We start from the raw sequence: 25,311 nt of genomic DNA, 5'->3' as shown, positions 1-25,311 counted from the left end.
TTTTGCAGGGTCAGGGAGTGGGTGGCGGCAGGTAGCGGGTACCGCCGGATTTCTCTAGCAGGCGCACTAGGTTTTGGCCACCCTCCATCATGTCTGCCTGAATGGCCTCGCGTACCTTGTCCGCACGACGCTGCCGCAAGTACTTGAGGACGGAGAGGTGCTGATGCTCGTTCGGGTAGGTCGGGGGAGCGCTCGGGTAGTGAAAGTTCAAGAGCGGACCGTTGCGCATCCAGATATCGTCTAGTATGGCCAGGACCTCCGGCAGTTCGGACCCCTCGTACAGGCCGCGATGGAACTGCCAGTTGGCGCGCACGGCATCCGACCACCGCTGCTGCTTCTCCGCGGCAATCAGTTCGGCGTGGATGGCCTCCATACGATCGATGTCTGCTTCCGATACACGCGTCGTCGCGTGTTCCGCCGCAAGGCCCTCCAAGAACAGCCTGACCGTCCGCAGCTCGATATACTGCTTGGCGGTCATGTGGGACACGGCGATTGAACGACCCGCCTGCATTTCTAAAGCTCTGGCGCGAACGAGCTGCATTAGGGCTTCGCGAATCGGTGTTTCGGACACATTCATCGTTGCAGCCAGGTCGCGGATCTTAAAGCGATGGCCCGGCCAGAAACGCCCTTCCATCAAAGCCTGTCGAAGGTTGTTGTAAACCAGTCCGGTAAGGCTATCGCGTGCGACTGGTCCAACACCATTCGGGTCTGTCGCCCGATCCGATCCACTCATCTCATTCCCCATCACAGCCGAACCATGCCAACCAAAGCCACGGACTATATATAATATACGTGGAGGGCGCCGGTTGTTTCAAGCTTCGGCGGCCGGAGCGTTGATTTGGGTGCAGATGATGCCCTGCCTCCCACGGTTCTCTCACCATTTGTTATGATACGTCGGCGGCACGAGACAGGGGTACGCGTTCGAATTTCTCTATTAAATATTGTTTGCCACCGACATATATGATATATCAGATTATCAGATGGAGTTTTCGATGTTGGAGCTGGTCAGGATGCAAGACGCCGCGTTGCGCGCACGTGCACAAAAAGTCGTTCCTGGTGGAATGTGGGGACACCTGAATGCTGCAAAGCTGCCGGACAGATATCCGCAGTTTTTCAGCCACGGCGAAGGTGGCCTGCTTTGGGATGTCGATGGCAACCGCTATGTTGACTTCATGTGCAGTTGGGGTCCCAATCTCCTGGGTCACAAGCACCCCGAAGTCGAGGAGGCGGCCGAACGCCAGAGGCGCATGGGTGATTGCCTCAACGGACCAGCTGAAGTCATGGTCGAACTGGCCGAACTCGTAGTGGATACTATTTCCCACGCCGACTGGACAATGTTCCAGAAGAACGGCACCGACGCTACTACAACCTGCGTCACTGTTGCTCGCGCGGCGACCGGTAAGCGGAAAATCCTTGTCGCCAAGGGCGCCTATCACGGCGCAGTTCCGTGGTGCTCTCCGTCGCTCATCGGCGTAACGGCAGAAGATCGTGCTCACCTCGCCTACTACACGTTCAATGATATTGAATCGCTCGAAGGTGCGGTCAATGGAGCTGGTGACGACATTGCCGCGATCGTCGTCTCGGCCTATCGCCACGACATGAGTTTTGATCAGGAACTGCCCACTCAGGATTTTGCCAGGGCCGTAAGACGGCTTGCCGACGCCAAAGGTGCGGCCGTTATCCTCGACGAGGTTCGCACCGGTTTCCGTCTTCATACGGCCGGCAGCTGGGAGCCGCTTGGCGTCAGTCCCGATCTTTCCGCCTGGAGCAAGGCAATCGCCAACGGTTACGCCCTTTCGGCGGTGACCGGCAGTGACTGGCTGCGCAAAGCGGCCTCGCAGGTGTTCGTCACGGGCTCATTCTGGGCTGGTGCCGTGTCGATGGCTGCCGCTCTTGCAACGCTGAAGGTGGTCCGCCGCGACAACGTCCCGGACAAGATTGCGCGGCTTGGTCAAATGCTGCGCGATGGTCTGGAAACACGTTCACGCCAGTTCGGTCTATCGATCCGTCAGTCAGGCCCCGCGCAGATGCCGACCGTTCTGTTTGACGACGACGCCGACTTCGCAAAAGGATATGCGTTCTGTAACGCAACCCTTGCCAAGGGGGTGTACTTCCATCCCCGGCACAACATGTTCCTTTGCGCGGCCCATACGGAAGCTGACATCGCCGACGCTCTCGAAGCCGCCGAGCACGGATTTGCAACTGTTGCCAAGACCGCTCCGAATTAGCTCGGCGTGCCTCATGCGGCGTTGCAACGGTTACAGCTCGCTCGAGGCGCACTGAACGATCAACCAGAATGGGCTCGCTTCGAGAAATAGCGACAAGGCGGCCGCTTCACTCCCGATATTTCCGCATGAAGCGGCAGTCGATGCGATGCTTCCATTTGGCCACCCAGCGGCCGGCCACGGCTATGTTCCACTTGTCGGCAATGGCCCGCCCGTCGGCGAGAGAGATCAGTGCCAGCCACTGCCGTTGCGGTTGATAAGAAAGCGGGGCTTCTCCGCAGAGGCTGCGGCGGATGTTCTCGGCCAGGACCGGTCCTTGGCGCACGGCAAACACGCCGGCCTTTGGACGGGGGCTCGGCAGAGATGCGACGTCGCCGGCAGCGAAGACATCCGGATGCGAAAGGGATCTCAACGTTTCGTCCACACAAATGAAACCGTTTTGGTCGAGGAGAAGGCCGGTCTCGCGCAAGAAGCCTGGTGCGCCGCTCGACGTCGTCCAGATGACCTGATCTGCTGCGAGCCGCCGCCCATCACGGGCGATGAGTTCAGCGTCGTGGAAAGCGACGACATCGAACGCGGGGTGATGGGCGATGGCCGCCCTTCGCAATTCCCGCTCCAACAAATGCCGCGCCCGCCGACTGCGCTCCGGAACCGGCTCCGCTGCCCGTCCGACGAGTATTATGCGGATGTCTCGTCCGGAAAACCGGCGTCTGAGCGCAAAGGCGACCTCCACGCCTGCCACCCCCTGCCCGACGACCGCGATCGTTGAGAGCCGTCCTTCTGGGGCCAGCGCATCGAGCCGGGCAAGGCGATCGGCAAAGCTTGCGATCGGCTTTACGGAGATGCCGGCCGATATGCCGTCGGGCAGTATAGGGGTGGAGCCGATATCGATCGAGAGCAGCCCGTAGCCGAGGTTTTGGCCGCTCGCGACTGAGACCACCCGGCGTTCCGGGTCGATAGCGGTCGCCGTGGTTTCGGCAAAGGCGCCGCCAGCGCGCGCGCACAAGGTCGCCAGATCGATGTGGAAATCGTCGAAACCGTATTCCCCCGAGATATGGCCCGGAAGCATGCCGGAATAAGGCGCATAGCGCGATGGCGAAACCAGCGTGATCTGCGCGCCGAGACCCATCTGCCCCAACAGGCGCACCACCTCGACATGGGCGTGGCCACCACCGAGAAGCACGACCGGGATTTTCGCGTTCGCCTCAGTCATGAGCTGCTCCCTTCATGCCAATACGATGAACGGGACCGCCAGCGGCCTCGGCATCCGCTTCGTCATGGGTGACAAGAATGACCGGCAGGCCGGCGGTTCTTGCACGCTCGAACACGAGGGTTCGCATCTGGGCGCGCAACTCCATATCGAGCTTGGAGAAGGGCTCGTCGAGAAGCAGCAATCTCGGCCGGGAGACGAGAACGCGAGCAAGCGCCACCCTGCCCTTTTGCCCGCCGGAGAGCGTGGCCGGGTCCCGATCCGCAAAATCTGCAAGGTTCATGTCGGCGAGAATGTCTGCCGCGATCTGCCGGCGTTGGCGGCGATCTCGCACATCTGCCGGAATGGCGAAGGCGACATTGGCGCCAACAGACATATGCGGGAAGAGCAGCGGGTCCTGGAACAGGATCCCGGCGCGACGGGCTTGCGGCTCCAGCGACAGGAGATCGACACCATCGACAAAGACGGTCCCTTTGGCGTCGAATACAGGATCGAGAAACCCGCCGATGAAGGACAGCAAGGTGGATTTGCCCGATCCCGAAGGTCCCATGACGGTGACGACTGAACCGGGAGGAACGTCCGCGGTCAGCGCAATCAGGCTGACATCACCCAGACGGATCAACACATTCGAGAGGGAGAGGCCATTGGTCGGCTGTCGCTGGACGATCATCAGACCCTCATATCCCGGCGGTTGCGGTGGAGCGCTGCGGGGATCAGCGCGAAGAGCACGAAGGCGAGGAAAGGCAGGATGGTCTGCAGCAGGGCATAGACTCCGATGACACGGCGGTTGTTGCCGGAGGCTAGAGCGACGGCCTCCGTGGTGATGGTCGAGAGCCGCCCCTCCCCGATCAGGAGGGTTGGCAGATACTGCCCAACCGAGACGGCAAAGCCAAGGGCAAGTGCTGTCAGGATCGGACGGACCAGCATGGGCAGGCGGATCGACACGAGCACCGACAGCCGTGACCGGCCGAGTGCTGTCGCAATGATCTCGTAGCGACGATCGAGCGCGCGCCAGGGATCGGCGAGCGAGAGAAAGACATAAGGCAGCACAAAGACCAGGTGCACGAGCACGAGGGCTGTCAGCCTGTAATCGCCGCCACCACTACCGATGAAAAGCAGCTGCAGGCCGAAAACGAAGGTGATCTGCGGCACGATCAGCGGCAGGTAGAGCATCAACAGCGCCTTCTGGCTCACGCGGCGTCCCGTCTGAATCTCCCGCTCCAGGCAGCCGACGGTCAGCAGGATGGCCAGCAGCGTCGAGGCGAGACCTGTCACCAGTGTCGTTACGAGCGGATCGCCAATGCGCGGCAAGGCACCCATCCAGCTCCTCGGCGTAAAACTCTGCGGCAGGATATCGGGAAACTGCCACAGACCGGCGACAGACCAGATGGCCAGAATGGCGAGGCCTGCGAAGACGGCTCCGCCGATCAGGCCGACGACCAGGATCGACGCGCGGCGCAGCAACTGGTCGCGAACGAACCGCCATCCCCTGTCCCGCGATGCGCGGAGCAGGACCGCAGCGACCCGCTCCAGCATCAACCACAAGAGCAATCCTGCCAGGGTGACGCCCAGTTGCAGGACGGCACCGGCCGAGGCGAGGAAACGCACGGACAGATCCGGATCGTTCATCCACTGGACGAGCCGGGTCGCGAGCGTGCCGGGCAGGTTGGGACCAAGGATCAGCGCCACATCCACGACCGAGGACGAGTAGGCGATGACGGCATAGACGGCAAAACGGATCTGCCGGTAAAGCGACGGCCAGAGCAGGTAGACGAAGCCCGCAATACGCCCATAACCGAAGGAGGCTGCAAGCCTTCGCGCTGCGGAAAGCTCCACCTGCGGCAGGGCCGCCAACGTGACCAGAAACAGGAACGGTGTTTCCTTGATCACGAGGCCCGCGATCATCGTCAGCCCCATCGGGTCATGGGGGATAAGAATGTCCGGCGGCCGATCAATGCCAAAGAGAGGCGCGACGAGGCGAATAAGGAAACCCGATGGCGCGATCAGGAAGGCGAGCCCGAAAGCGGCCGCCGCATGGGGCACGGCCAGGAGAGGCGACAGCAGATGCTGCAGGCGTGACAGCGTCGGTGTGCCGGCGTAACTCGCAACGAAGATCAGCGTGATGCCGAGAGAAATCAGGGTGGCGGCGAGGCCGGTTGCTACACTCAAGACTGCCGCTGTTGGCAGACCCGGTGTCGCCGCAAGATCTCGAAAGGGTTGCAGGCTGAGGTCATGTCCGCCGAGTGCGGGCAGATAGCCGAAGGCCGGCAGCAACGTGCCGAGGAGCCCGAAAGTGATCGGCAGGACCAGAAGGCCAAGCGTGAGGGCAACCGCACTCCTCGGAAGAAGTGCGGTCATTCCGTTCAAAAAGGAGCGATCGGTCGCCTGGGCTGTCACAGCTCAGTTTCCGCTGGCGTAGCGCCGGCGCCATTCGACCTCGATGCGCTCCATCCAGCTCGCATGCGGCTCGGCAATCACGGGGCCGAGCTTGTCCGGCGCAAGGGTGGCTGCGCCGAGGTCGAGCGCTTTGAAGGCGGCACGATCCGGCTCCGGCAGTTTTGACATGGCGAGAACGGTCGGATCACCCCAATAAGTCGGGTCCTGCTTGCGAAGCTGCGCTTCAGGCGAGATGAGGAAGTTCGCCGTCACCAGCGCCCCCTCCTTCGCATTGGCATTGTAGGGAATGGCGACGAAATGGGTGTTGCCGAGCGTGCCTTTGGAGAAGGTGAAGGAGCGCACGGTCTGGGGCAGTTCGCCGGCCTTGATCCCGGCAGAGGCTTCCGACGGATTGAAGGCGAAGATGATGTCCAGTTCGCCGTCGGCCAGCTTCTGTTTCATATCCGAATAGTTCTGCGGGAATGTCTTGCCCGAACGCCAGGCTGCCGGATGCAACTGGTCGAGATAGGCAAAGAGCGGCTCGACATCAGCGTTAAAAGTCTCTTCGCTGACCGGCTTCGCCAGTTTGGAGGGGTCGGCGATCACCTCGCTCAAAACCTGTTTCAGAAAGGACGAGCCTGTAAAATCCGGTGGGGCCGGATAGGAAAACCGGCCTGGGTTCTTCTTCGCCCAATCGAGAAGCGCAGTCGCGTTGTCCGGCATGGCGACGGCTTCGGTGCGCGCGCTGTCATGGAAGAAAACCATCTTCGCGCCACCCCAGGGGCTTTCAAGGCCCTCTGTCGGCTCGGTGAAATCTGTGAGGATGGTCGGCTGGTTTTCGACATCGACATAGGCCCAGTTGGGCAGCGAGCTTGCCCAGCCGGGGGTGAGGAGCAGCCCTTGCTGCTTCATCGAGACGAAGTTTTCGCCGTTGATCCAGATGAGATCGACCGAGCCGCCGTCATTCTTGCCGGCGGCTTTCTCGGCGATCACCTTGGCGACCGCGCTTGCGGTATCCTCAAGCTTCACCTGCACCACGCTCACCCCGTAGCGTGACTGCATCTCGGCGCCCACCCATTCGAGATAGGCGTTGATGTTTTCCGAGCCGCCCCAGGCGTTGAAATAGACCGTCTGGCCGGTTGCTGCCTTCTCGACGGCTGCCCAGTCGGAAAGCTCGGGGCCGGCGGCTTTCGCCGGAAAGCTACTTGTGGCTGCCATCAAAGCGGCGGCGAAAATCCCTGTCATCAATCGCATTCTGTGCCCTACTCCCTGAAAGTCGACCGCCTGACGCTGACGCGCTGCGGCTCCTGTTTGAATTACGTCTTCGAGATGCTCCGGGTTTCATGCTTTCTTGCCGGGCCCCATTTTTCGTCGCGCGAGCGCGGCCGCAATCTCCTCGCTTGGTGCCGGATCATGCAGGGCGCCCGCCATTGCAGTCAGATCATGGGTGATGCGCATCTGTTCGACGAAGGCCCGGCATCCCCGGCAAATCGCCAGGTGGAGCTTGATGTTGAACCGCGGCCAGAAGCCGAGATCGCCGTCGATCAGAAGGCTGGCGCGCTCGACCACTTCATTGCATCGAAACATGGCTCAGCCCTCCCCGGATGTGGTAAAGTGAACGCTCATTGCGAACTCCTGCGCTTGGCGATCTGTCGCACGAGCGTCGGGATCAGCGCCACCAGCGCCAGCGCGAAGAAGGCGAGCGTGATATCGCGCGTCACGAGATCCGAAATCTGCGCTTGCCTTCCGCTCGCCTGCGCGGCGACCAGCACACTGTCAACTCCCTGGCCGAGATAGGCATAGGCGAAAGTGCCGGGCAGGATGCCGAAGAACGTGGCGGCTATGAAACGCCCGAGGCTGATGTCGAACAGGGCAGCCGCGATATTGACGACGAAGAAGGGAAAGACCGGAGCGAGACGGATGACGAAGAGATAGCCGAAGGCATTCTCCCGGAAACCGTCCACCATCTTCTTGATGACGCCATCAACCCGGTGGCGCAGAAAATTGCCGAAGGCCGAGCGCGTGGCGAGGAACAGGATCACCGCACCGACCGTGGCACCAACGGCCACCAGCGCCCCCCCGATCATCCAGCCAAAGAGGAAACCACCGAAGATGGTCAGCACGGACGCTGCCGGAAACGAGAAGGCGACGGCCGCGATATAGACGAGCAGGAAGATCACGGCCGACCAGAGGACATTGGTGTCGACGTAACTCCTCAAAGCCTGCCGTTGTTCGGCAAGAAATCCGAGGCTGAGATAGTCCTGCAGGCCGAAGGCATAGCCGAGTGCGAGGCCGGCTATGACGAGGACCAAGGGCATATAACGCCACATGCTACCTTTGCCGACAGCGCCCTTCGAGGTGGCGGGCTCGTCATCCGGCGGCGCGCCGTGTTGTGGGGAACGGCTGTCAATCATGGCGGTTTCCGTGAAGCTGCGGCACGCCTTGTGGGATCGGATGTACCGGCGCGACAGATCCCTCGTGGTCACTATGGCTTGATAGGATCGAATGCGGCTGGACTTTGAAGGCGATTGTTTTGCTAATGACGCCTGAGCTGAGGCTGGGGGCAGCATGGCGCAGGTTGATGGTGATGATCGGGCTCTGGCGCTGCGTCTCGTCGAGGGGGATGCGGTAGCGTTCGAGTTGCTCTATCGCCGGCACAATGCCGCGATGATCCGTCTTTGCAACGGCATCGTCCGCTCGCGTGTCATCGCGGAAGACGTCGCGCAGGACACCTGGGTAACAGTGCTCGACCGCATCGATCTCTTCGAAGGGCGCGGATCGCTTGCAAGCTGGATCTACACTATCCTGATCAACAAGGCGCGCAGCCGCGCCAGACGCGAAGGCCGCACGGTATCCTTCGACGATTTTGGTGTCGACGGCACCCTCAACGACGCGTTCGACGGGCGCGGCCACTGGCGCACCATGCCCGCACTTTGGGAAAATCTGACGCCGGAACGCCATGTCGAGGGTCGAAGCGTTCTGCAGCATGTGGAAGCCGTCATCGAAACGCTGCCGCAGGCGCAGCGCGCGGTGCTGATCCTGCGCGGCCAGCAGGAGCTCGATCCGGCGGAGGTCTGCACCCTTCTCGACATTTCCGAGGGCAATATGCGGGTACTTCTGCACCGAGCGCGGCTGACGGTGCGCAACGCGCTTGACCGGCTGAATGCGGATCCCTGAGAGCGACACGGCGTCGCTCATTGATCATCTCCGGAAAAGGCGACCCAGCCCTGGCGCCAGCGGATGACGGTCGTCACCCCGCAAAGCGCGGCAAATCCATAGGCAATCAGCGGGAAATGCCAAGGCAAGAGGCACATGGCGATGAAGACCGCGATCGTCTCGAAGCCTTCGGCGAGACCGCCAGCGTAGTAGATGCCCTTGGTGGGAAATTCCGGGGCCTCGCGGCCGAGTTTCGCCGCAACTGCCGAGAAAGCGAGGAAGGACGAGCCTGTGCCGACGAAGGACACGATCAGCACCGCTGCGGGCAGCGCATTGATCTCGGGCACCGCAACCGCGAAACCGAGCGGGATCAGCGCGTAGAAGACCATGTCGAGCGCGATGTCGAGATAGGCGCCACGATCCGTCGGACCATGGATGCGGGCAACCGCACCATCGAGCCCGTCCAGCGCCCGGTTCACAAGGATCAGCAGAAGCGCCACCCAAAAGTAGCCGAGGCAAAGCGCGGCAAAGGCGCCGAGCCCGCCCATGAAACCAACGAGGCTGATCTGATCTGCACGACCCCCGCGATGGGCCAGAAACGCAGCGATGGGCTGCAGAGCTGCCTTCTGCAGCGGCAGGATCTTGGCGTCGATCATCCGCGCCTCCAGGTCTGGAAGCGTTCAAGCAGCGAGAGCAGAAACCCGTTGATGTGATTGCGGCGCCACTGACCGGCCACCAGCTTGTTGGCCTCTGCGAGCGTCGGGTAAATGTGGATCGTGCCGAGGATCTTGCCGAGCCCATGGCCATGTTTCATGGCGAAGACGAATTCCGCCAGCAGGTCGCCTGCATGCTCGCCGACAATCGTTGCACCCAGGATCTTGTCCTTGCCCGGCACCGTCAGCACCTTGACAAAGCCACGGGCGGCCCCATCGACGATCGCGCGATCGAGATCGTCCAAGCCAAAACGCGTTACCTCATGCGGTATCTTCTTCTCACTCGCCTCGGTCTCGGACAAGCCCACCCGCGCCACTTCCGGATCGGTGAAGGTCGCCCACGGAATGACTGAGTAATCAGCCTTGAAGCGCTTGAGATCACCGAACAGCGCATTGACAGCGGCAAACCAGGCCTGATGTCCGGCGACATGGGTAAACTGGTAGGGCCCTGCCACATCGCCGGCGGCGAGAATGTTCGGATGAAGGGTCTGGAGGTATTCGTTGGTCTCCACCACACGATCGACCTTGATGCCGAGATCCTCGAGCCCGAACCCCTTCAGCCGCGGGGCGCGTCCGACCGCGACGATGATCTCGTCGAAGCCGATGCGGAACCTAGCCCCGTCCTGTTCGACCTCGATCCATTTTTCACCGGCATCCGACCCACAGGCGACCGCCTTGTGGCTGGTCAGCACATTGACGCCGTCCGCCTTCATCGAGGCTTCGACGACCCTGGCCGCATCATCATCCTCACGCATCATCAGCCGTGGTGCCATCTGGATCTGCGTGACCTCGGAGCCAAGTCGAGCAAAACTCTGAGCCAGCTCGCAGCCGATCGGCCCTCCGCCCAGAACGACGAGCCTCTGCGGCACAGAAGGGCGATCGCGGAGCCGCTCCCACATGGTATCGGATGTGAGATAGCCAATTTCGGCGAGGCCCGGTATCGGGGGCACAAAGGCCTGGGCGCCGGTCGCAATGATGATCGCGCGCGTCGTCAGACGCTGCATGCCGCCTCCGTTCAGGGCAATCTCCACCGTCCAGGGATCGATCAGCTTTGCGTAGCCTTGCAGGACGTCGACGCCCAGCCCCGTATAGCGTTCGACGCTGTCATGCGGCTCGATTTCGGCGATCACCTTGTGGATCCGCTCCATCACCGCAGAGAAAGGCACCTTCGGCTCGACCGGCTCCAGGCCATAATGGTCCGCATGGCGCATCTGGTGCGCCACCTTTGCGCTCTTGATCAGGGCCTTCGAGGGGACGCAGCCATAGTTCAGGCAATCGCCGCCCATCTTGTTCGCCTCGACCAGCGTCACCTTCGCCTTGGCGGCGGCAGCGATATAGGCCGACACCAGCCCGGCGGACCCGGCGCCAATGATCACCAGGTTGCGATCGAAACGCTTCGGCCGCGTCCAGGTGGATCGGGAAAAGCCCTCGTTCTGGTCCATAGATTTCGTCTTTCCACCCGCAATAGACGTTGCTTCAGGAAGACGCGCAGGAATCCACATTGTTACAAGGCTTCATCAAGATTTCCTGTGATGAATGGATTTTCCCTTCAGAACAGCGCTATTACGCGATGCTGGCTTCGCTCGTCACGCTTGAACAACCGCAGCTACAATCCCCCAACCGCCTCTGCCGCGGCTTTTACGCGCTCGAAATCCGCCGGCAAAGTCAGTCCATGTTTGGCCCGCTCAAGGGCCTCCCTCGAGTGGCGTATGGCATTTTCGCGATAGCGATCATGTTCAAACGTCGCGAGAATTCGCAGCACTTTCTGCAATCTCAGCCCGACTTCGACAACGCCGGCGCCGTCCCGCGCGATCGGTGTGAAGAGATCATCAAACAGTTCGTCAAGGCTGATCGCCGGCACGTAGACATTTGGATACGGCACTTCATGCTCATCCTCCCCTGTCGTTTCGTTCCAGACAGCCAGAACCCGCACTGTCCGCGTGAGAACATCGATCGCGGTACCGGGATCGTTGGTGGCCGCCGAAAGGGCGCGAGACGCAATCTCCGACAGAACTGCAGCGCCAAATCGCGGGTCCTGATCATAGGACCTGGTATCGCCCACCGTGAAACAGCGGGAGATTGCCGTTGTCTCCTCGCCGTCATCGGCGCCCTCGATCCACGCAACCGGCGTCGACGGATCCACAAACTGACCCGGAATCATGTGAATGTATATCTGCGCTTTCGCGTCGGTTGCGATGCCGGAAAGGGCGCCGGTATCAAGATGCTGCACGTACCCTATCCGATCGACAAAGACCGGTCTCGCCGTGGCCGGAATGGTCTCTGCAGCGCTTAACCGGCTTCCGCCGAGATACGGTTGCTTACGCCGGGACCGCATCGCCTCTACGGTGACCTTTTCCACTCTCTCGGTCGTTTCTGTGACACGCCCGAGCCTGGAAAGGTGGTCGATCCAATGCAAGAGCGTGACGACAATCAGCACAATCACGGCAACTGTCACAACAAAGAGAACGACGCGACCGCGGTCGCCGTAGGCGCCGGTGCTCAAAGCGATGATCCCGACAAGACTGAAGAGGAAGGAGCCGATGAAGGTCGCGAGCACGTTTTGCGTCGTGCTGTCCTCCATGACCAGCGTGGTCGCGCGGGGCGTGACGTTGCTGGTTGCAGCCGAATAGGCCGACACCATCGTGCTGAGAGAGAATGTCGTGACTGTCAGCATACTTGAGGCAATGATGCCTAGTATATTATCGACAGCGTCAGCGCCAATCTTCGTGGGAAGATCACCCGGAATGAACGGACTGGCGACGATGGCGACAAGTGCGGTGATAATGGCAAGGATGGAAAACAGACTTGCCCGAAACCAGATTTTCCGGACCAGTTTCGACAAAAGCCAAACCCAGCGTGACGTCATCGGTATTCTCACTCTTCTGGCTCATCGCGGGCCGTCTCTTGTCGACGTCTCAGGTGTACGCCTTTGCCTGCCAAGTTGGGATTAATCAGGTCGCCCGTCAGTCTGCCGCGACAGTTGGTGTCCGCTTTGGAGCTCAACCCACGTAGCGGGACCGAGGATCAAGCGTCTGCGAACAGACCGCCTTCCGCTACGATGAGCGTCGGACCTGTTATGGTAACAGGCGCGCCTTGCAACGAGGCCGCCCCCCATAACAGCTATATTCCGGATGGATGTTCTGGAGCACTGTGGACCAGCTGAAACTCCGGCGAATGCACCAGGTGAAGATAGCGTTCGAACTGCGCCAGGACGTCGCTGATGAGTTGATCGCGCGACATCCCCATCACGTCATACCCGCGATTGCCGCTCGAGAAATAGGTCCGCACCTCAAAGCGAAACTCAGGCTCTCCGGCCCGCACAGGCGTAAAACTCGCGACGCGCTGCTTTGTGGGTGTGACACCGTAGACAAAGTCACGAACATCTTGTGCGGGTGAGCGCAGGACGATCGCTCCGTCCGTGTCATCGACCACCTCAGCATGCCGTCCCCTGGAGGTCAGTTCCTGCGCGACCTGATCAAGGGCTGGACGCACATGCGTGTCGATGAAGCGACGGACATCGGCTTCGGTCGCGGTGGCCAGCATCAGGGCCAGTCTCCGCTGCCAGGTCTGCCCGGATGCCGGCTGGGCAGCCGGAAGTGTGGCGCCGTTGTGCGCATCGCGCTGTGCAAGGTCCTCTCGCATGCCCAGATACAGCGAAAGGACAAGACCGAGCATGATCACGGCGAACGGCAGCGCGCTGGCGACAGTGGCAGATTGCAGCGCCGTCAGGCCACCGGCGAGCAGCAGGCACCCCGCCACGAAACCCTCCATAACGCACCAGAAAACCCGCTGTCCTGTTGTCGTGTTCGTCTCGCCGCCGGCTGCAATGGAGTCCACGACCAGCGCACCCGAATCTGCCGAGGTGATGAAGAAGATTGACACCAGCAGAACCGCGAGCGTCGAGGTAATTGCCGGCAGCGGCAGATACTCGAAGAACCGGAACAGCCCGACTGAGACGTCGTTGGCGATAGCCGCGCCGAGAGCGCCGTTGGCGATGCCGGTATCGATGAACATCGCCGTATTGCCGAACACCGTCATCCAGAAGAAGGTGAACCCGGCGGGAATGAAGAGGACGGCGACGACGAATTCGCGCACGGTTCTGCCGCGGGAAATGCGGGCGATGAACATGCCGACGAAGGGCGACCAGGAGATCCACCAGGCCCAGTAGAACAGGGTCCAGGCATCAACCCAGGGCGTCGGCTCATAGGCGTAGATGTTGAATGTGCGCAGGACCAGCGTGTCGAAATAGAGACCGAGGTTCTGCACGAAATCCCGAAACAACAGGCTGGTCGGACCAACCACGAGAACGAAGATCATCAACAGGATGGCGACGATAAGGTTGGTTTCCGACAGGATGCGGACGCCCTTGTCGAGGCCGGTCACGACCGACACGGTCGCCATCGCGGTCACAACTGCGATCAACGGCAACTGCACAGCGATGCCGATCGGAACGCCGAGAAGATGGTTGAGACCCGCATTGATCTGCGAGACGCCGACACCGAGCGACGTGGCGATCCCAAACATCGTGCCGACAATCGCAAAGATATCCACCGCGTGACCGATCGGACCATCGATACGGTTTTTGAGAAGCGGATAGAGGCCGGAACGGATCGTCAGCGGCAGGTTGTAGCGATAGCCGAAATAGGCGAGCGACAGGCCGACAACGGCGTAGATTGCCCAGGCGTGTATCCCCCAATGGAAGAAGGTCACGGTCATTGCTTCGCGCATGGCTGCGACCGAACGCGGCTCGGCCGTCGGCGGCGCCATGAAATGCGTCATCGGTTCACCGACGGCGTAGAACATCAGGCCGATCCCCATGCCGGCGGCAAACAGCATGGCGATCCACGACAGGAAGCGGAAATCGGGAACGGAATCATCCGGACCAAGCTTGAGCTGTCCGAAGCGGCCAAAACAGAGCAGCAGGACGGATGCGAGAAATATGCCGACGGAAAGCAGATAGAACCAGCCGAACGCGCCGAGGATCGATGCCTGTACGGCGCCAAAAAAAGCGCCCGCTTGCCCGGGTATGGCGATGCCGACCACCAGAAACAGACCGATGACGATGACTGAGCCGTAGAAAACCGGGGGGTTGATGACAAAACTTTTCATACCGCGGATTTGTCCTCCTGCGCTCCGACTTGCGGATCATTGGGACGGACGATCCCGCCCCAATCCGGCCGCTTTTCATGGAAACTAGGCGGCGCTCCTGAAAAGTCCACAATGACGACGCAAGCCGATGCCTATCGCAAATGTCCATTCTTCGACCATGACGGCGAGACATGATACGAGACCGAAGTTTGCAATCGTGCTCCAGCTTGGCCGTCGTTACTCGCGAACAGCGTATGTCGGCCTCCGGTGAGGCGTTGAAACGCGCGGCAACCATCGATCATCGTGGTAGGGCAAAATAGCTCCGCAAGCGCCTTCTCCAGAGGTTTTGGCCGACCATCACCCTGGACCCCGACCTCCATCCCCTCACCGACCATTCGCCTTTCTCCATTCGGCAAAGATCGACAAATTGTTCTCGTCCGTGGCGGGATACAGGCCGATGATCGTGTGGCCGGCCTTGACCCGTTCGGCGACAAAATCCTCGTAGGCCGTCATCTCGACCGCCTCGTCTGCGATGTCGTCGGCGATTTCCAGCGGGATGATGATGACACTGTCGTCGTCGCCGACCACGATATCGCCCGGGAATACGGCGACGTCGCCGCAGCCGATCGGCACGTTGATGTCGATCGCTTCGTGCAGGGTGAGGTTTGTCGGGCTGGAGGGTCGGTGATGATAGGCGGGGATGTCCAGTTCGCCGATCACCATCGCGTCACGAAAGCCGCCATCGGTCACGACCCCTGCCCCGCCGCGCACCATCAGGCGGGTAATGAGGATATCGCCGGCGGACGCTGCACGCGCATCCTTTCGGCTGTCCATCACAAGCACATGCCCCTGAGGGCAGGTCTCGATCGCGTGGCGCTGCGGATGCTGCGGGTTGCGGAACACCGTCATGGGATTGCGGTCCTCGCGCGCCGGCATGTAGCGCAGCGTAAAAGCGGGCCCCACCATGTTGCGCCCCTTCGGCTTGACCGGCCGCACGTCCTGGATCGTCTGGTTCCTGAGGCCACGCTTGTAGAGCGCCGAGCAGAGCGTCGCGACGGAGACGCCCATCAGTTTGTCACGGGTTGCGGGGTTCATAGTTTCTCCTTGATGCTTGCTCAGTTGATCGCCGGCTCGGTCACCTTGGCGCCGAAGTCCGTCTTCAGGAAATCGAAGTCGCAGCCCTTGTCGGCCTGCTCGATGTGTTTGGTGAACATGAAGCCATAGCCCCGTTCATAGCGCGGTTCCGGCGCCACCCAGGCGGCTCGACGCGCGTCGAGCTCTTCGCCCGCGACCAGCATGTTGAGGCTGCGCGCCGGAATATCGAGTTCCACCATGTCACCGGTCTTCAGGAGCGCCAGCGGGCCGCCGACAAAGGCTTCAGGCGAGGCATGCAACACGCAGGCGCCAAAACTCGTGCCCGACATGCGCGCATCGGAAATCCGCACCATGTCGCGCAGTCCAAGCTTCAGAAGCGCCTTCGGCATCGGGATCATGCCCCATTCCGGCATGCCCGGCCCACCCTGCGGCCCTGCATTGCGCAGAACCAGCACGGTTTCCGGCGTCAGCGGGTAATCCGGGTCGTCGATGATCGTCTTCAATTCGGCATAGCTGTCGGCCACCAGTGCCGGGCCCCGGTGCTTGTGGAATTTGGGATCGCAGGCGGCGGGCTTGATCACCGCTCCATCCGGGCAAAGGTTGCCCTTCAGCACGGCAAGAGACCCTTCATGATAGACCGGATTGTCGAGCGGCCGAATGACGTCCTCGTTGTAGATCTTCACCTGATCCAGACCGTCAGTCAGCGGCAGGCCGGTAACGGTGATCGCCGTCGGATCGAGCTTGTCGCCCAGTTGCTTCATCAGTGCCCTCAGGCCGCCGGCATAAAAGAAGTCTTCCATCAGATAGGTGCTGCCGGATGGGCGGATATTGGCAATGACGGGCGTGGTGCGGCCGATCCGGTCAAGGTCGTCGAGTTCGAGCGGAATGCCGGCCCGGCGCGCCATGGCGATCAGGTGAATGATCGCATTGGTCGAACACCCCGTCGCCATCGCGATCGTCACGGCATTGTTCACGGCAGCCTGTGTGATCACCTTGTCCGGCGTCAGATCCTCCCACACCATCTCGACGATCCGCCTCCCGCAGGTGGCCGACATGCGCTGGTGGTTGGCATCTGCAGCCGGAATGGAAGAGGCGTTCGGCAGCGTCAGCCCCATGCCTTCGGCAATCGCCGTCATCGTGGAGGCCGTGCCCATCGTCATGCAGTGCCCATAGCTTCGGGCGATACCGCCCTCGATCCCCTGCCATTCCTCCTTCGAGATCGTGCCTGCCCGTCGCTCGTCCCAGTATTTGAACCCGTCCGTACCTGAGCCCAGCGCCTTGCCGGCATAGTTGCCCCGCAGCATGGGTCCCGCCGGCAGGTAGATAAAGGGAACGCCCATCGATACCGCGCCCATCACCAGGCCCGGCGTGGTTTTATCACACCCGCCCATCAGCACGGCGCCATCGATGGGGTGCGAGCGGAGAAGCTCTTCCGTCTCCATGGCCAGCATGTTGCGATAAAGCATCGTGGTCGGCTTCACGAAATTTTCAGACAGCGACAGCGCCGGCAGCTCCATCGGGAAACCGCCCGCCTGCAGAACGCCGCGCTTCACCCATTCCACACGCTCGCGAAAGTGCATGTGGCAGGGCTGCGCGTCAGACCAGGTGCTGATGATCGCGATGATCGGCCGGCCTTCCCAGTCCTCCGGGGCGTAGCCCATCTGCATCGTTCGCGACCGATGTCCGAACGAACGCTGATCATCCGGCATCATCCAGCGCGCCGAGCGTAGTTCTTCGTAAGTCTTCCTGCCTGCCATTCCAAACTCCCGTGCCGCGAGGGCACTCTTCCAAGATCAAGATGATCGCTTATTCGGTAAACGCCTCTTCGCGTTTGCGGCTGATGCTCGGCGCCAGAACGAGCGCGAGAACGGCGACGGCGAAGATCAGCAGCGACAGGCTGAGCGGGCTGCGCACGAAGATCGACGGATCGCCCTGGCTGATCAGCATCGCGCGCCGCAGGTTCTCCTCCAGCATCGGCCCGAGAATGAAGCCCAGCAGAAGCGGCGCCGGCTCGAAGCGCATCTTGCTGAGCGCAAAACCGATGACGGTGAAGGCTGCCATGACGAAGACGTCGAACACGCTGTTGTTGATGCTGTAGGCGCCGATGCAGCAAAATCCGATGATGGCCGGAAACAGCAAATGATAGGGGACCGTCAGCATCCGCACCCAGAGCCCGATCAGGGGCAGGTTGAGGATCACAAGCATCAGATTGCCCGACCACATCGAGACGATCATGCCCCAGAACAGTTCCGGCTCGTCGGAGATGACATTTGGGCCGGGCGTGATGCCCTGGATGATCATTGCGCCCACCATCAGCGCCATCACCGGGTTGCCGGGAATGCCGAGCGTCAGCATGGGGATGAACGAGGTTTGCGCGCTGGCATTGTTGGCCGCTTCGGGCGCAGCCACACCTTCGATCGCCCCTTTGCCGAATTCGGCCCGGTTGGGAGAGATCCGTTTTTCCACGGCGTAAGAGGCAAACGATGCCAGCATCGCCCCGCCACCCGGCAGCACGCCGAGGAAGGAACCGAGTGCTGTGCCGCGCAGGACCGGCGCGATAATCCGCTTGAAATCCTCCTTGGTCAGCATCAGGCCGGTCACCTTCTTGACGCCGACGGAGCGTTCCTGCTCGCTTTCCAGATTGCGCAGGATTTCGCAGATGCCGAATATGCCCATGCTGACGGCGACGAAATTCAGTCCGTCATAGAGTTCCGGAATGTCGAAGACATAGCGCGGCGTTCCGCTTTCGACGTCTGTCCCGACCGTGCCGAGGATCAGTCCGAACACGATCATCGCGAATGCCTTGAGCAGCGATCCGCTGGCAAGCGCCACGGACGCGACGAGGCCGAGAACCATCAGCGAGAAATATTCCGCCGGCCCGAAATTGAGGGCGACCGCGGCAAGCGGCGGTGCTGCGACCGCAAGCAGGATCGTCGCAACTGTGCCGGCGAAGAAGGATCCGAGAGCTGCGGTCGCAAGCGCTGCTCCGGCGCGGCCGTTTCTGGCCATCTGGTAACCGTCAATCGCGGTGACGACGGACGAGCTTTCGCCGGGAAGGTTGATGAGCACCGCCGTCGTCGAGCCGCCATACTGGGCGCCGTAGAAAATACCGGCGAGCATAATGAGGGCCGATTCCGGCGGCAGTCCGAAGGTGATCGGCAAAAGCATGGCGATCGTGGCCGTCGGGCCGAGGCCCGGCAGCACGCCGATCGCGGTGCCCAGGAGACAGCCGACAAAGCCGTAGAACAGGTTCATCGGCATGAAGGCGGTCGAGGCGCCGAGCCAGAGGTTAGAAAAGAGATCCATATGCAATCCAATCCGGTTTCGTCGGCTGCCCTAAGGCATCAGATGCGAGCGTCAGATGAGTTCGCCGATAAAGGGCACCCATGGGCCGAAGGCGCTGACAGGAAGCGAAAGGAGTTTTGTGAAAAGCAGAGAGGAACAGACCGCGAGAAACAGTCCGAGCAGGATCGAGTGCCGCCAGTTTGCGTATTTGCTTGCGGTCGCGACCCCGACGATCATGAGGAACATCGTAGGCGCAAGACCAAGGCCCGCGAGCAGCAGGCCGAAGGCGACCGGCGCCGCAATCACCAAGGCATAGGCCTTCCAGTTCCAGACCTCCGGCTCGCTCGCCTCGACGCCGACCATCACCGCCTGCACGATGATCAGCCCACCGATCCCGATCAGGAGCAGGCTCAGCATGATCGGGAAATAGCCGGGGCCCATCTGGAACGAGGTGCCGACTGCGAGCTCGCGGCCGAACCAGATGAACAGAAGTCCGGCGCAAATCATCGTCACGCCGCCGACGAAGTCGCGGCCGTTTCTAATTTTCAGCATGGCTTGATACTCAGGTGTGAAAGATGTGCCGGCCGGAGACTAGACCCGGCTGGCAGATTGTCTCACTGCAGCGGCACGTTGGCGGCCTTGATGACTTCGGCCCACTTCGCAGTTTCCTTGTCGATGAAAGCCTGGAACTCGGCCGACGTATTGCCGACAGGCGTCACGCCCATCGCTTCGAGCTTTGCCTTCATCGCCGGATCGGCAACGATCGCCTGCACTTCCTTGCTGAGCTTTTCGACGATTTCCGGCGGCGTGCCGGGAGGAGCAAAGAGCCCGTGCCACGAGGTCGCCTCGAAGCCGGGGATGACGCTTGCCATGGTCGGCACGTCAGCCAGCAGATTGGCCTTTTCCAGACTGGTGACGGCCAGCGCCTTTACCTTGCCGGCTTTTACCTGCTGTGCGGCCGTGGGAATATTGTCGAACATCATATCCACATGTCCGGCGACAACGTCCAGGATGGCCTGGCTGCTACCCTTGTAAGGGACATGCGTGATCTTGATACCGGTCTTTGTCGCGAGCAGCTCACCTGCAAGGTGGATCGACGTGCCGACACCTGACGAAGCGTAGGTATGCTTGCCGGGCTCCGTTTTCAGGAACGCGATCAGCTCCTCGACAGTGTTGGCCTTGATCTTGTCCGGGTTGACGACGAGCACGTTTGGCAGGCTGGCGATCAGCGAAATCGGCGCAAAGCCCTTTTCCCGGTCGTAAGGCAGGTTCTTGTAAAGTGTCTGGTTGATCGCGTTCGAGCTCACTGTCCCCATGCCGATCGTGTAGCCATCGGGCTTGGAGCGGGCGAGATCGCCAAGGCCGATATTGCCGCCGGCACCTGGCTTGTTCTCAACGATGAAACGCTGGCCCAACCGCTTGTCGAGTTCTTCCGCGACGAGGCGGCCGAATGTGTCGGTATTGCCACCGGCCGCAAACGGAACGACGACGGTCACGGTCTTTGTCGGATAGTCCTGTGCGCGGCTACCCGTCATGCCGGCCACAGATATCGCGGCCGTAGCGGCCGCCAGCGTCATCAAACGCTTGAGGTTCATAATACTTCCTCCACTTGTCCGGTAGCTGGCCGGTCCCATTAAACCACTCTTCGAAATCCTCCTCCCGAAGAAATGGAAGCGCTTTCATTCTATCGTCAAAATCTCCAACCGCAACCTCGAAGAGCAAATTTAAAATTATTTGGAATCAGATTGATACGCACATGATAGTACAATTTATCCTGTTCGCACTTGATTAGTTCTAAAATGAAAGCGTAACTCATTTTGAGAGGGACTTTCACGATGACAGACGATTTCAATAGCAAGCGCATGACGAGCAACAGCCCGGTGACACTTGCCGATATCGCGAAGCTCGCAGGGGTCTCGCCTGTCACTGTGTCCCGTGCCATCAACACGCCCGCTCTGGTCAAACCACGAACGCTGGAGGCGATCGAGAAAGTCATTGCGAGGACGGGCTATGTGCCCAATCTTCTCGCGGGCGGCCTTGCTTCCCGAAGGACCAGGCTCATCGCCGCGATCGTTCCCTCTGTGGCCAGCACCATCTTTGCCGAAACGATCGAGGGCCTCAATGCCGAACTGGTCTCTGCCGGTTATCAGCTTCTGCTCGGCCTCTCCGGCTATGAGCCAGCGCGCGAACTGGAACTGACCCGAGCCATTCTCGCTCGCCGGCCCGATGGCGTGATCCTTACCGGCATCACACATCTCAAGGAAACCCGGGCGATGCTGACGGGCGCCGGCCTACCAATCGTCGAGATCTGGGATTCGACACCCTCGCCGCTTGATACTGCCGTCGGGTTTTCGCATGCCGCTGTCGGCGCACTGGTTGCCGAGCATCTTCTCATCCGGGGATATGACCGTTACGCACAGGTCGGCGCCAACGATCCCCGCGCCGTCCAGCGCCGCGATGGTTTCGTCAGCCGCCTGAGAGGCGTCGCCGATGTCGAACTGCCGGACCTGGAAATGAATTCGCCCTCCACCTTCCGCGACGGAAGGCTGGCGATGGCGCAGCTTCTCGATCGCGGAAAGGGAACTCTCGGGGTCTTCTGCTCGTCGGACGTGGTTGCCCACGGGGCACTGGCGGAAGCTTACGCCCGCGGATGCCGCATGCCGGACGAACTTGCCATTGTCGGGTTCGGTGATTTCGACTTTGCGCCTCACACCCACCCGCCGCTGACCACCGTGCGCATCGATCGCCGCGATATCGGAACCAAAGCGGCCCAGTCGATCCTCAGAAAGATTGCTGGCGGCAAGGATGTGGAAGCGATGATCAATATCGATTTTCACATCGTTGTCCGTGGAACCGCCTGAGTCTCAGTGCCTCAGGCCCGCTTGCCGAACTCCGCCGTGCCGCGTGTCCAGTGGGCAGCCTGTTCCGAAAGCGTGATCCCGAGGCCCGGACGGTTTGGTACCAGCATGCGCCCGTCTCTGATCTTGAGCCGTTCGTTGAACAGCGGATCGAGCCAGTCGAAATGCTCCACCCACGGCTCCAGCTCGTAGGCTGCGGCAAGATGCAGATGGATCTCCATGGCGAAATGCGGGGCGAGCTGGAGTTTCTTTGTCTCGGCCAGCGCACAGATCTTCAGAAACGGTGTGATGCCGCCCACTCGCGGGGCGTCCGGCTGGATGAAATCGACCGAATTGTTCTGGATCAGTGCCACATGCTCCAGCACACTTGTGAGCATCTCACCGGTGGCGATGGGCGTATCGAACTGGGCGGCAAGCGCGGCATGCCCCTCGACGTCATAGGCATCCAGCGGCTCCTCGATCCAGGTCAGGTGATAGGGCTCCATCAGGCGGCCGAAGCGCATGGCGGTCGGGCGGTCCCATTGCTGGTTGGCATCGACCATCATCGCTGCCCGCTCGCCGATACGCTCGTGCACGGCCGCCACACGTTTCAGATCGTTCGCCATGTCGGGCTGGCCCACCTTGATCTTGATACCGCCGATACCCGCCGCGATCGACTGCTCGACATTCTCAAGAACCTCCTCGATCGGAGAAGAAAGAAAGCCACCAGAAGTATTGTAACACTGCACGCTATCGCGATGCGCTCCCAGCAGTTTTGCGAGGGGCAGTCCTGCGCGCTTGGCCTTGAGGTCCCACAGCGCCACATCAAAAGCCGCGATCGCCTGCACCGCAAGCCCGCTGCGCCCAACCGATGCCCCCGCCCAGCACAGCTTGTTCCACAGCTTGCCGATATCGTTCGGATCCTCGCCAATCAGCACATCGGCAATTTCCTTGGCATGCTCGTACTGGCCAGGTCCTCCGGCGCGCTTGGAATAGCTGAACCCTATACCGGAATGGCCATGCTTCGTCTCGATCTCGGCAAACAGGAACGCCACTTCGGTGAGCGGGCGTTGCCGCCCGGTCAGCACCTTCGCATCACTGATCGGTGTCTTCAGCGGCAGGAAGACCGAAGACAGCTTGATCCAGGCGATGCTATCCGCCTCAACGGCGGCCTGCGATGCAGTCTTCTTTTCCATTTGCGCGTCCATGTCTCCAACTCCTCCTGTCGTGCGCCCGCAAGGAGCGTCCTGCTTGACGAATACGCGTCCGATCAATTTAAGTCCAAACCGAAGATTGTCGCTCAGCGATACAGGAATTGAATAGATGCTCGATATGGTTCAGGTGAAATCCTTCGTCGCTGTCGCGTCGGAACTCAATTTCAGCCGCGCCGCGAGGCAGTTGAACATGACCCAGCCGCCACTCAGCCGGCAGATCAGGCTGCTGGAACAGCAACTCGACGTGACGCTCTTCGAGCGCAACAGCCGGCGCGTCACGCTGACCCCGGCGGGCCTCGCGTTTCTCGCCGAAGCGCAAAAGCTTCTGGCACAAGGTGATGCAGCGATAACGGCAACACGCCGCGCCGCCCGCGGCAGCGCCGGCTCCATCCGGATCGCTTTCGTCGGCGCCGCAACCTACGGCTTTCTGCCGCACTTCATATCAGCCGCCCGGACGCTTACGCCGCAGATCGAACTCGACCTGGTACAGATGGAAACGGCCGAACAGTTGCAGGCGATCAATCGCGGCGATGTCGACCTCGGCTTTTCCCGCCCGCTTTCCGGCACGCATCAACTGCAAAGCCTGTGCGTTGTGCAGGAACCGATGATGCTGGCCATCCCGCGGGCACACCCGCTGGGATCGCGGCGAAGGCCGACGCTGGAGGCGCTGAACGGCGAACCGATCATCATGTTCTCACCCCAGGCCCGCTATCTGCACGAAAAGCTCGCCGCATTGATGACCGACAACAACATCACGCCCCACATCGTCCAGAGCATGACCCATTCACAGGCCATCCTGTCGCTGGTCAGCGCCGGCATCGGCCTCGCCATCGTCCCGGCGGCAACGCGCCACGCATGCTACGACAACGTCGTCTTCCGCCCGCTCGACCTCAGGCAGGAATGCGTCGCGGAACTGCATGCCATATGGAGCAGCGAAAACCGCAATCCCCTATTGCCGGAGATTCGCTCTCTTGTTGGAAGCTCCGCAGTGCGTGATCTCTCCAGCTAGATCTGCAGAGGCAGTCGGTGCTCGATTTCAGGACCATCTCTCGCCAATCCAGTTCTCGGACGAGTCTTGGATGTTAATCGGGCCTCGTGCTGCCTGACTCCACTCTTCGTGGCCGAGTGCCCCAGAATAGCTGATCGCAGCATCAGGATCCGTCAGCGCTGCATGACTGGAGCACGGTTCCGGTCCGGACCTTCAATATCTCAGTCGCTGCTTACAGCAGTCCGAACGTCTTCAGCGTTTCGCCGATGCGGGCGTCCTGCTCCGCATTCGGCAGCAATGCCGGTTGGCGGCTGGCGCCGACGGAGGGATCCTGAAGGTAGAGCGCGCGCTTGACCATGGCCGGCGGGAAGCCGTGGGCATAGAGCTCGGTGCGGAAGGCGGTGTAGATCTCCTGCTGACGTTCGGCTTCTGCGATATCGCCTGAATTGAAGCCACCGACGATGCCGGCCAGCACGTCAGGCATGGCGTTTCCGAGACCGGAAATGCAGCCGGCAGCGCCGTTCTGCAGCGCCCAGAGCACCAGATGGTCGGGACCGGAATAGACTTCGAAACCTTCGACCTCCTTGGAAACCTGAAGATAGGCGGCGAGCGTTTCCTGCGCGCCACCGGAATCCTTGATGCCGGCGATGTTGCCGTGGGTCGCCAGTTTGCGGGCGGTTTCCGGCTCGATATGGTTCTGGGTCCGGGCGGGAATATCATAGAGATAGACCGGGGTGTCGACGGAATCAGCGACCGTCGAGAAATGGCGGACGAGACCATCCTGCGTGCAGGCTATGAAGAACGGCGTGATGACGGCGATGCCGGTCACGCCGATCCGGTCAAATTCCTTGGCAAGCTGCAGCGTTTCGAAAGTGGCCGGCATGCCGGCATTGACGATGACATCGACCTTGCCGCCGACTTCGTCGACCACTTCCTCGAGCAGCTTGATCTTTTCGCCGTGGGTCAGCGCCGAAAAATCGCCATTGGTGCCGGCGCACATGATGTTGTTGCCGGCCGCCACCTGACGGCGCACCTGGGCGCGCGTGGCCTCGTAATTGATGGTCTCGTCGTCGTTGAAGCATGTCACGATCGCGACGAAGGCTTTCTTGGTCATTATTCTACTC

At 61.1% G+C, this 25,311-nt stretch carries 22 protein-coding genes; 4 read left to right on the top strand and 18 right to left on the bottom strand.

Features of this window, described 5'->3' with window-relative positions:
- Positions 1-10 precede the first annotated feature (10 nt).
- Positions 11-733, bottom strand: a complete 723-nt coding sequence (locus tag ASF70_RS04400) for a GntR family transcriptional regulator (protein ID WP_156461761.1) — start codon at positions 731-733, stop codon at positions 11-13.
- Between the two features lie 247 nt (positions 734-980).
- Between ASF70_RS04400 and ASF70_RS04395 the strand changes: the two genes are divergently transcribed.
- Positions 981-2,228: an aminotransferase class III-fold pyridoxal phosphate-dependent enzyme gene (locus ASF70_RS04395; RefSeq protein ID WP_244473980.1), complete on the top strand. Its 1,248-nt coding sequence runs from the start codon at positions 981-983 to the stop codon at positions 2,226-2,228.
- A 106-nt stretch (positions 2,229-2,334) separates the two neighbouring features.
- Here ASF70_RS04395 and ASF70_RS04390 read toward each other — a convergent pair whose 3' ends face one another.
- The 6 genes from ASF70_RS04390 to ASF70_RS04365 all read right to left on the bottom strand — a co-directional run bounded on the left by ASF70_RS04390 (position 2,335) and on the right by ASF70_RS04365 (position 8,225).
- A complete protein-coding gene (locus ASF70_RS04390; protein ID WP_062577768.1) occupies positions 2,335-3,438 on the bottom strand; it encodes an FAD-dependent oxidoreductase in 1,104 nt (367 codons plus the stop codon).
- Positions 3,431-4,105, bottom strand: a complete 675-nt coding sequence (locus ASF70_RS04385) for an ATP-binding cassette domain-containing protein (RefSeq protein ID WP_062577766.1) — start codon at positions 4,103-4,105, stop codon at positions 3,431-3,433. Before ASF70_RS04385 ends, ASF70_RS04390 begins: the two co-directional genes overlap by 8 nt.
- Positions 4,105-5,793, bottom strand: coding sequence for an ABC transporter permease subunit (locus tag ASF70_RS04380; protein ID WP_062578377.1), 1,689 nt, complete (start codon positions 5,791-5,793; stop codon positions 4,105-4,107). The genes ASF70_RS04385 and ASF70_RS04380 overlap by 1 nt, the downstream gene beginning before the upstream one ends.
- 42 nt (positions 5,794-5,835) lie before the next feature.
- A complete protein-coding gene (locus ASF70_RS04375; protein ID WP_062577764.1) occupies positions 5,836-7,056 on the bottom strand; it encodes an ABC transporter substrate-binding protein in 1,221 nt (406 codons plus the stop codon).
- 96 nt (positions 7,057-7,152) lie between these two features.
- A complete protein-coding gene (locus tag ASF70_RS04370) occupies positions 7,153-7,398 on the bottom strand; it encodes a zf-HC2 domain-containing protein (protein ID WP_062577762.1) in 246 nt (81 codons plus the stop codon).
- Between the two features lie 35 nt (positions 7,399-7,433).
- Positions 7,434-8,225: a TVP38/TMEM64 family protein gene (locus tag ASF70_RS04365; protein WP_062577760.1), complete on the bottom strand. Its 792-nt coding sequence runs from the start codon at positions 8,223-8,225 to the stop codon at positions 7,434-7,436.
- A 154-nt stretch (positions 8,226-8,379) separates the two neighbouring features.
- On the opposite strand from ASF70_RS04365, the gene ASF70_RS04360 reads away from it, so the two are divergent.
- A complete protein-coding gene (locus ASF70_RS04360) occupies positions 8,380-8,988 on the top strand; it encodes a sigma-70 family RNA polymerase sigma factor (protein WP_062577759.1) in 609 nt (202 codons plus the stop codon).
- A gap of 17 nt (positions 8,989-9,005) precedes the next feature.
- On the opposite strand, the gene ASF70_RS04355 is transcribed toward ASF70_RS04360, so the two are convergent.
- From ASF70_RS04355 to ASF70_RS04315, 9 genes are all read right to left on the bottom strand, one after another.
- Complete coding sequence (locus ASF70_RS04355; RefSeq protein WP_062577757.1) at positions 9,006-9,623, bottom strand: CDP-alcohol phosphatidyltransferase family protein; 618 nt, start codon at positions 9,621-9,623, stop codon at positions 9,006-9,008.
- The gene (locus ASF70_RS04350; RefSeq protein ID WP_062577755.1) at positions 9,620-11,122 is read right to left on the bottom strand and encodes an FAD-dependent oxidoreductase; all 1,503 of its coding nucleotides are present in this window, start codon (positions 11,120-11,122) and stop codon (positions 9,620-9,622) included. Before ASF70_RS04350 ends, ASF70_RS04355 begins: the two co-directional genes overlap by 4 nt.
- A gap of 164 nt (positions 11,123-11,286) precedes the next feature.
- Positions 11,287-12,546, bottom strand: a complete 1,260-nt coding sequence (locus ASF70_RS04345; protein ID WP_062577753.1) for a DUF2254 domain-containing protein — start codon at positions 12,544-12,546, stop codon at positions 11,287-11,289.
- A 254-nt stretch (positions 12,547-12,800) separates the two neighbouring features.
- Positions 12,801-14,789 carry a BCCT family transporter gene (locus ASF70_RS04340; protein WP_062577752.1) on the bottom strand — a complete coding sequence of 663 codons (1,989 nt, stop codon included), beginning with the start codon at positions 14,787-14,789 and terminating at the stop codon, positions 12,801-12,803.
- A gap of 363 nt (positions 14,790-15,152) precedes the next feature.
- On the bottom strand, positions 15,153-15,863 hold the full coding sequence (locus ASF70_RS04335; protein WP_062577750.1) for a ribonuclease activity regulator RraA: 711 nt from the start codon (positions 15,861-15,863) through the stop codon (positions 15,153-15,155).
- A 20-nt stretch (positions 15,864-15,883) separates the two neighbouring features.
- Positions 15,884-17,620, bottom strand: coding sequence for an L-arabinonate dehydratase (gene araD, locus ASF70_RS04330; protein ID WP_062577748.1), 1,737 nt, complete (start codon positions 17,618-17,620; stop codon positions 15,884-15,886).
- A gap of 49 nt (positions 17,621-17,669) precedes the next feature.
- Positions 17,670-19,169 (bottom strand): tripartite tricarboxylate transporter permease, encoded by a 1,500-nt coding sequence (locus ASF70_RS04325; RefSeq protein ID WP_062577746.1) that lies wholly within the window; start codon positions 19,167-19,169, stop codon positions 17,670-17,672.
- Positions 19,170-19,220: 51 nt separating this feature from the next.
- Entirely contained in the window at positions 19,221-19,700 is a 480-nt protein-coding gene (locus ASF70_RS04320; protein ID WP_062577743.1) for a tripartite tricarboxylate transporter TctB family protein, read from the bottom strand.
- 62 nt (positions 19,701-19,762) lie between these two features.
- Positions 19,763-20,743, bottom strand: coding sequence for a tripartite tricarboxylate transporter substrate binding protein (locus ASF70_RS04315; protein ID WP_062577741.1), 981 nt, complete (start codon positions 20,741-20,743; stop codon positions 19,763-19,765).
- A gap of 240 nt (positions 20,744-20,983) precedes the next feature.
- On the opposite strand from ASF70_RS04315, the gene ASF70_RS04310 reads away from it, so the two are divergent.
- A complete protein-coding gene (locus ASF70_RS04310) occupies positions 20,984-22,009 on the top strand; it encodes a LacI family DNA-binding transcriptional regulator (protein ID WP_062577739.1) in 1,026 nt (341 codons plus the stop codon).
- 11 nt (positions 22,010-22,020) lie between these two features.
- On the opposite strand, the gene ASF70_RS04305 is transcribed toward ASF70_RS04310, so the two are convergent.
- Positions 22,021-23,193: a mandelate racemase/muconate lactonizing enzyme family protein gene (locus tag ASF70_RS04305; protein WP_156461758.1), complete on the bottom strand. Its 1,173-nt coding sequence runs from the start codon at positions 23,191-23,193 to the stop codon at positions 22,021-22,023.
- A gap of 115 nt (positions 23,194-23,308) precedes the next feature.
- Here ASF70_RS04305 and ASF70_RS04300 point away from each other — a divergent pair, with 115 nt between their 5' ends.
- A complete protein-coding gene (locus tag ASF70_RS04300; RefSeq protein WP_062577736.1) occupies positions 23,309-24,208 on the top strand; it encodes a LysR family transcriptional regulator in 900 nt (299 codons plus the stop codon).
- A 211-nt stretch (positions 24,209-24,419) separates the two neighbouring features.
- Here ASF70_RS04300 and ASF70_RS04295 read toward each other — a convergent pair whose 3' ends face one another.
- The gene (locus ASF70_RS04295; protein WP_062577734.1) at positions 24,420-25,301 is read right to left on the bottom strand and encodes a dihydrodipicolinate synthase family protein; all 882 of its coding nucleotides are present in this window, start codon (positions 25,299-25,301) and stop codon (positions 24,420-24,422) included.
- Positions 25,302-25,311: the final 10 nt, after the last annotated feature.

The organism is Rhizobium sp. Leaf321, assembly GCF_001423215.1.
GTDB classification, from domain to species: domain Bacteria; phylum Pseudomonadota; class Alphaproteobacteria; order Rhizobiales; family Rhizobiaceae; genus Neorhizobium; species Neorhizobium soli.
This window is presented reverse-complemented; position numbering and strand designations above follow the sequence as displayed.

Bases quoted from the DNA above. Each gene is read 5' to 3' on its own strand.
- ASF70_RS04400 (WP_156461761.1), bottom strand. From the start codon at position 733: ATGAGTGGATCGGATCGGGCGACAGACCCGAATGGTGTTGGACCAGTC.
- ASF70_RS04395 (WP_244473980.1), top strand. From the start codon at position 981: ATGGAGTTTTCGATGTTGGAGCTGGTCAGGATGCAAGACGCCGCGTTG.
- ASF70_RS04390 (WP_062577768.1), bottom strand. From the start codon at position 3,438: ATGACTGAGGCGAACGCGAAAATCCCGGTCGTGCTTCTCGGTGGTGGC.
- ASF70_RS04385 (WP_062577766.1), bottom strand. From the start codon at position 4,105: ATGATCGTCCAGCGACAGCCGACCAATGGCCTCTCCCTCTCGAATGTG.
- ASF70_RS04380 (WP_062578377.1), bottom strand. From the start codon at position 5,793: ATGACCGCACTTCTTCCGAGGAGTGCGGTTGCCCTCACGCTTGGCCTT.
- ASF70_RS04375 (WP_062577764.1), bottom strand. From the start codon at position 7,056: ATGACAGGGATTTTCGCCGCCGCTTTGATGGCAGCCACAAGTAGCTTT.
- ASF70_RS04370 (WP_062577762.1), bottom strand. From the start codon at position 7,398: ATGTTTCGATGCAATGAAGTGGTCGAGCGCGCCAGCCTTCTGATCGAC.
- ASF70_RS04365 (WP_062577760.1), bottom strand. From the start codon at position 8,225: ATGATTGACAGCCGTTCCCCACAACACGGCGCGCCGCCGGATGACGAG.
- ASF70_RS04360 (WP_062577759.1), top strand. From the start codon at position 8,380: ATGGCGCAGGTTGATGGTGATGATCGGGCTCTGGCGCTGCGTCTCGTC.
- ASF70_RS04355 (WP_062577757.1), bottom strand. From the start codon at position 9,623: ATGATCGACGCCAAGATCCTGCCGCTGCAGAAGGCAGCTCTGCAGCCC.
- ASF70_RS04350 (WP_062577755.1), bottom strand. From the start codon at position 11,122: ATGGACCAGAACGAGGGCTTTTCCCGATCCACCTGGACGCGGCCGAAG.
- ASF70_RS04345 (WP_062577753.1), bottom strand. From the start codon at position 12,546: ATGACGTCACGCTGGGTTTGGCTTTTGTCGAAACTGGTCCGGAAAATC.
- ASF70_RS04340 (WP_062577752.1), bottom strand. From the start codon at position 14,789: ATGAAAAGTTTTGTCATCAACCCCCCGGTTTTCTACGGCTCAGTCATC.
- ASF70_RS04335 (WP_062577750.1), bottom strand. From the start codon at position 15,863: ATGAACCCCGCAACCCGTGACAAACTGATGGGCGTCTCCGTCGCGACG.
- araD (WP_062577748.1), bottom strand. From the start codon at position 17,620: ATGGCAGGCAGGAAGACTTACGAAGAACTACGCTCGGCGCGCTGGATG.
- ASF70_RS04325 (WP_062577746.1), bottom strand. From the start codon at position 19,169: ATGGATCTCTTTTCTAACCTCTGGCTCGGCGCCTCGACCGCCTTCATG.
- ASF70_RS04320 (WP_062577743.1), bottom strand. From the start codon at position 19,700: ATGCTGAAAATTAGAAACGGCCGCGACTTCGTCGGCGGCGTGACGATG.
- ASF70_RS04315 (WP_062577741.1), bottom strand. From the start codon at position 20,743: ATGAACCTCAAGCGTTTGATGACGCTGGCGGCCGCTACGGCCGCGATA.
- ASF70_RS04310 (WP_062577739.1), top strand. From the start codon at position 20,984: ATGACAGACGATTTCAATAGCAAGCGCATGACGAGCAACAGCCCGGTG.
- ASF70_RS04305 (WP_156461758.1), bottom strand. From the start codon at position 23,193: ATGGACGCGCAAATGGAAAAGAAGACTGCATCGCAGGCCGCCGTTGAG.
- ASF70_RS04300 (WP_062577736.1), top strand. From the start codon at position 23,309: ATGCTCGATATGGTTCAGGTGAAATCCTTCGTCGCTGTCGCGTCGGAA.
- ASF70_RS04295 (WP_062577734.1), bottom strand. From the start codon at position 25,301: ATGACCAAGAAAGCCTTCGTCGCGATCGTGACATGCTTCAACGACGAC.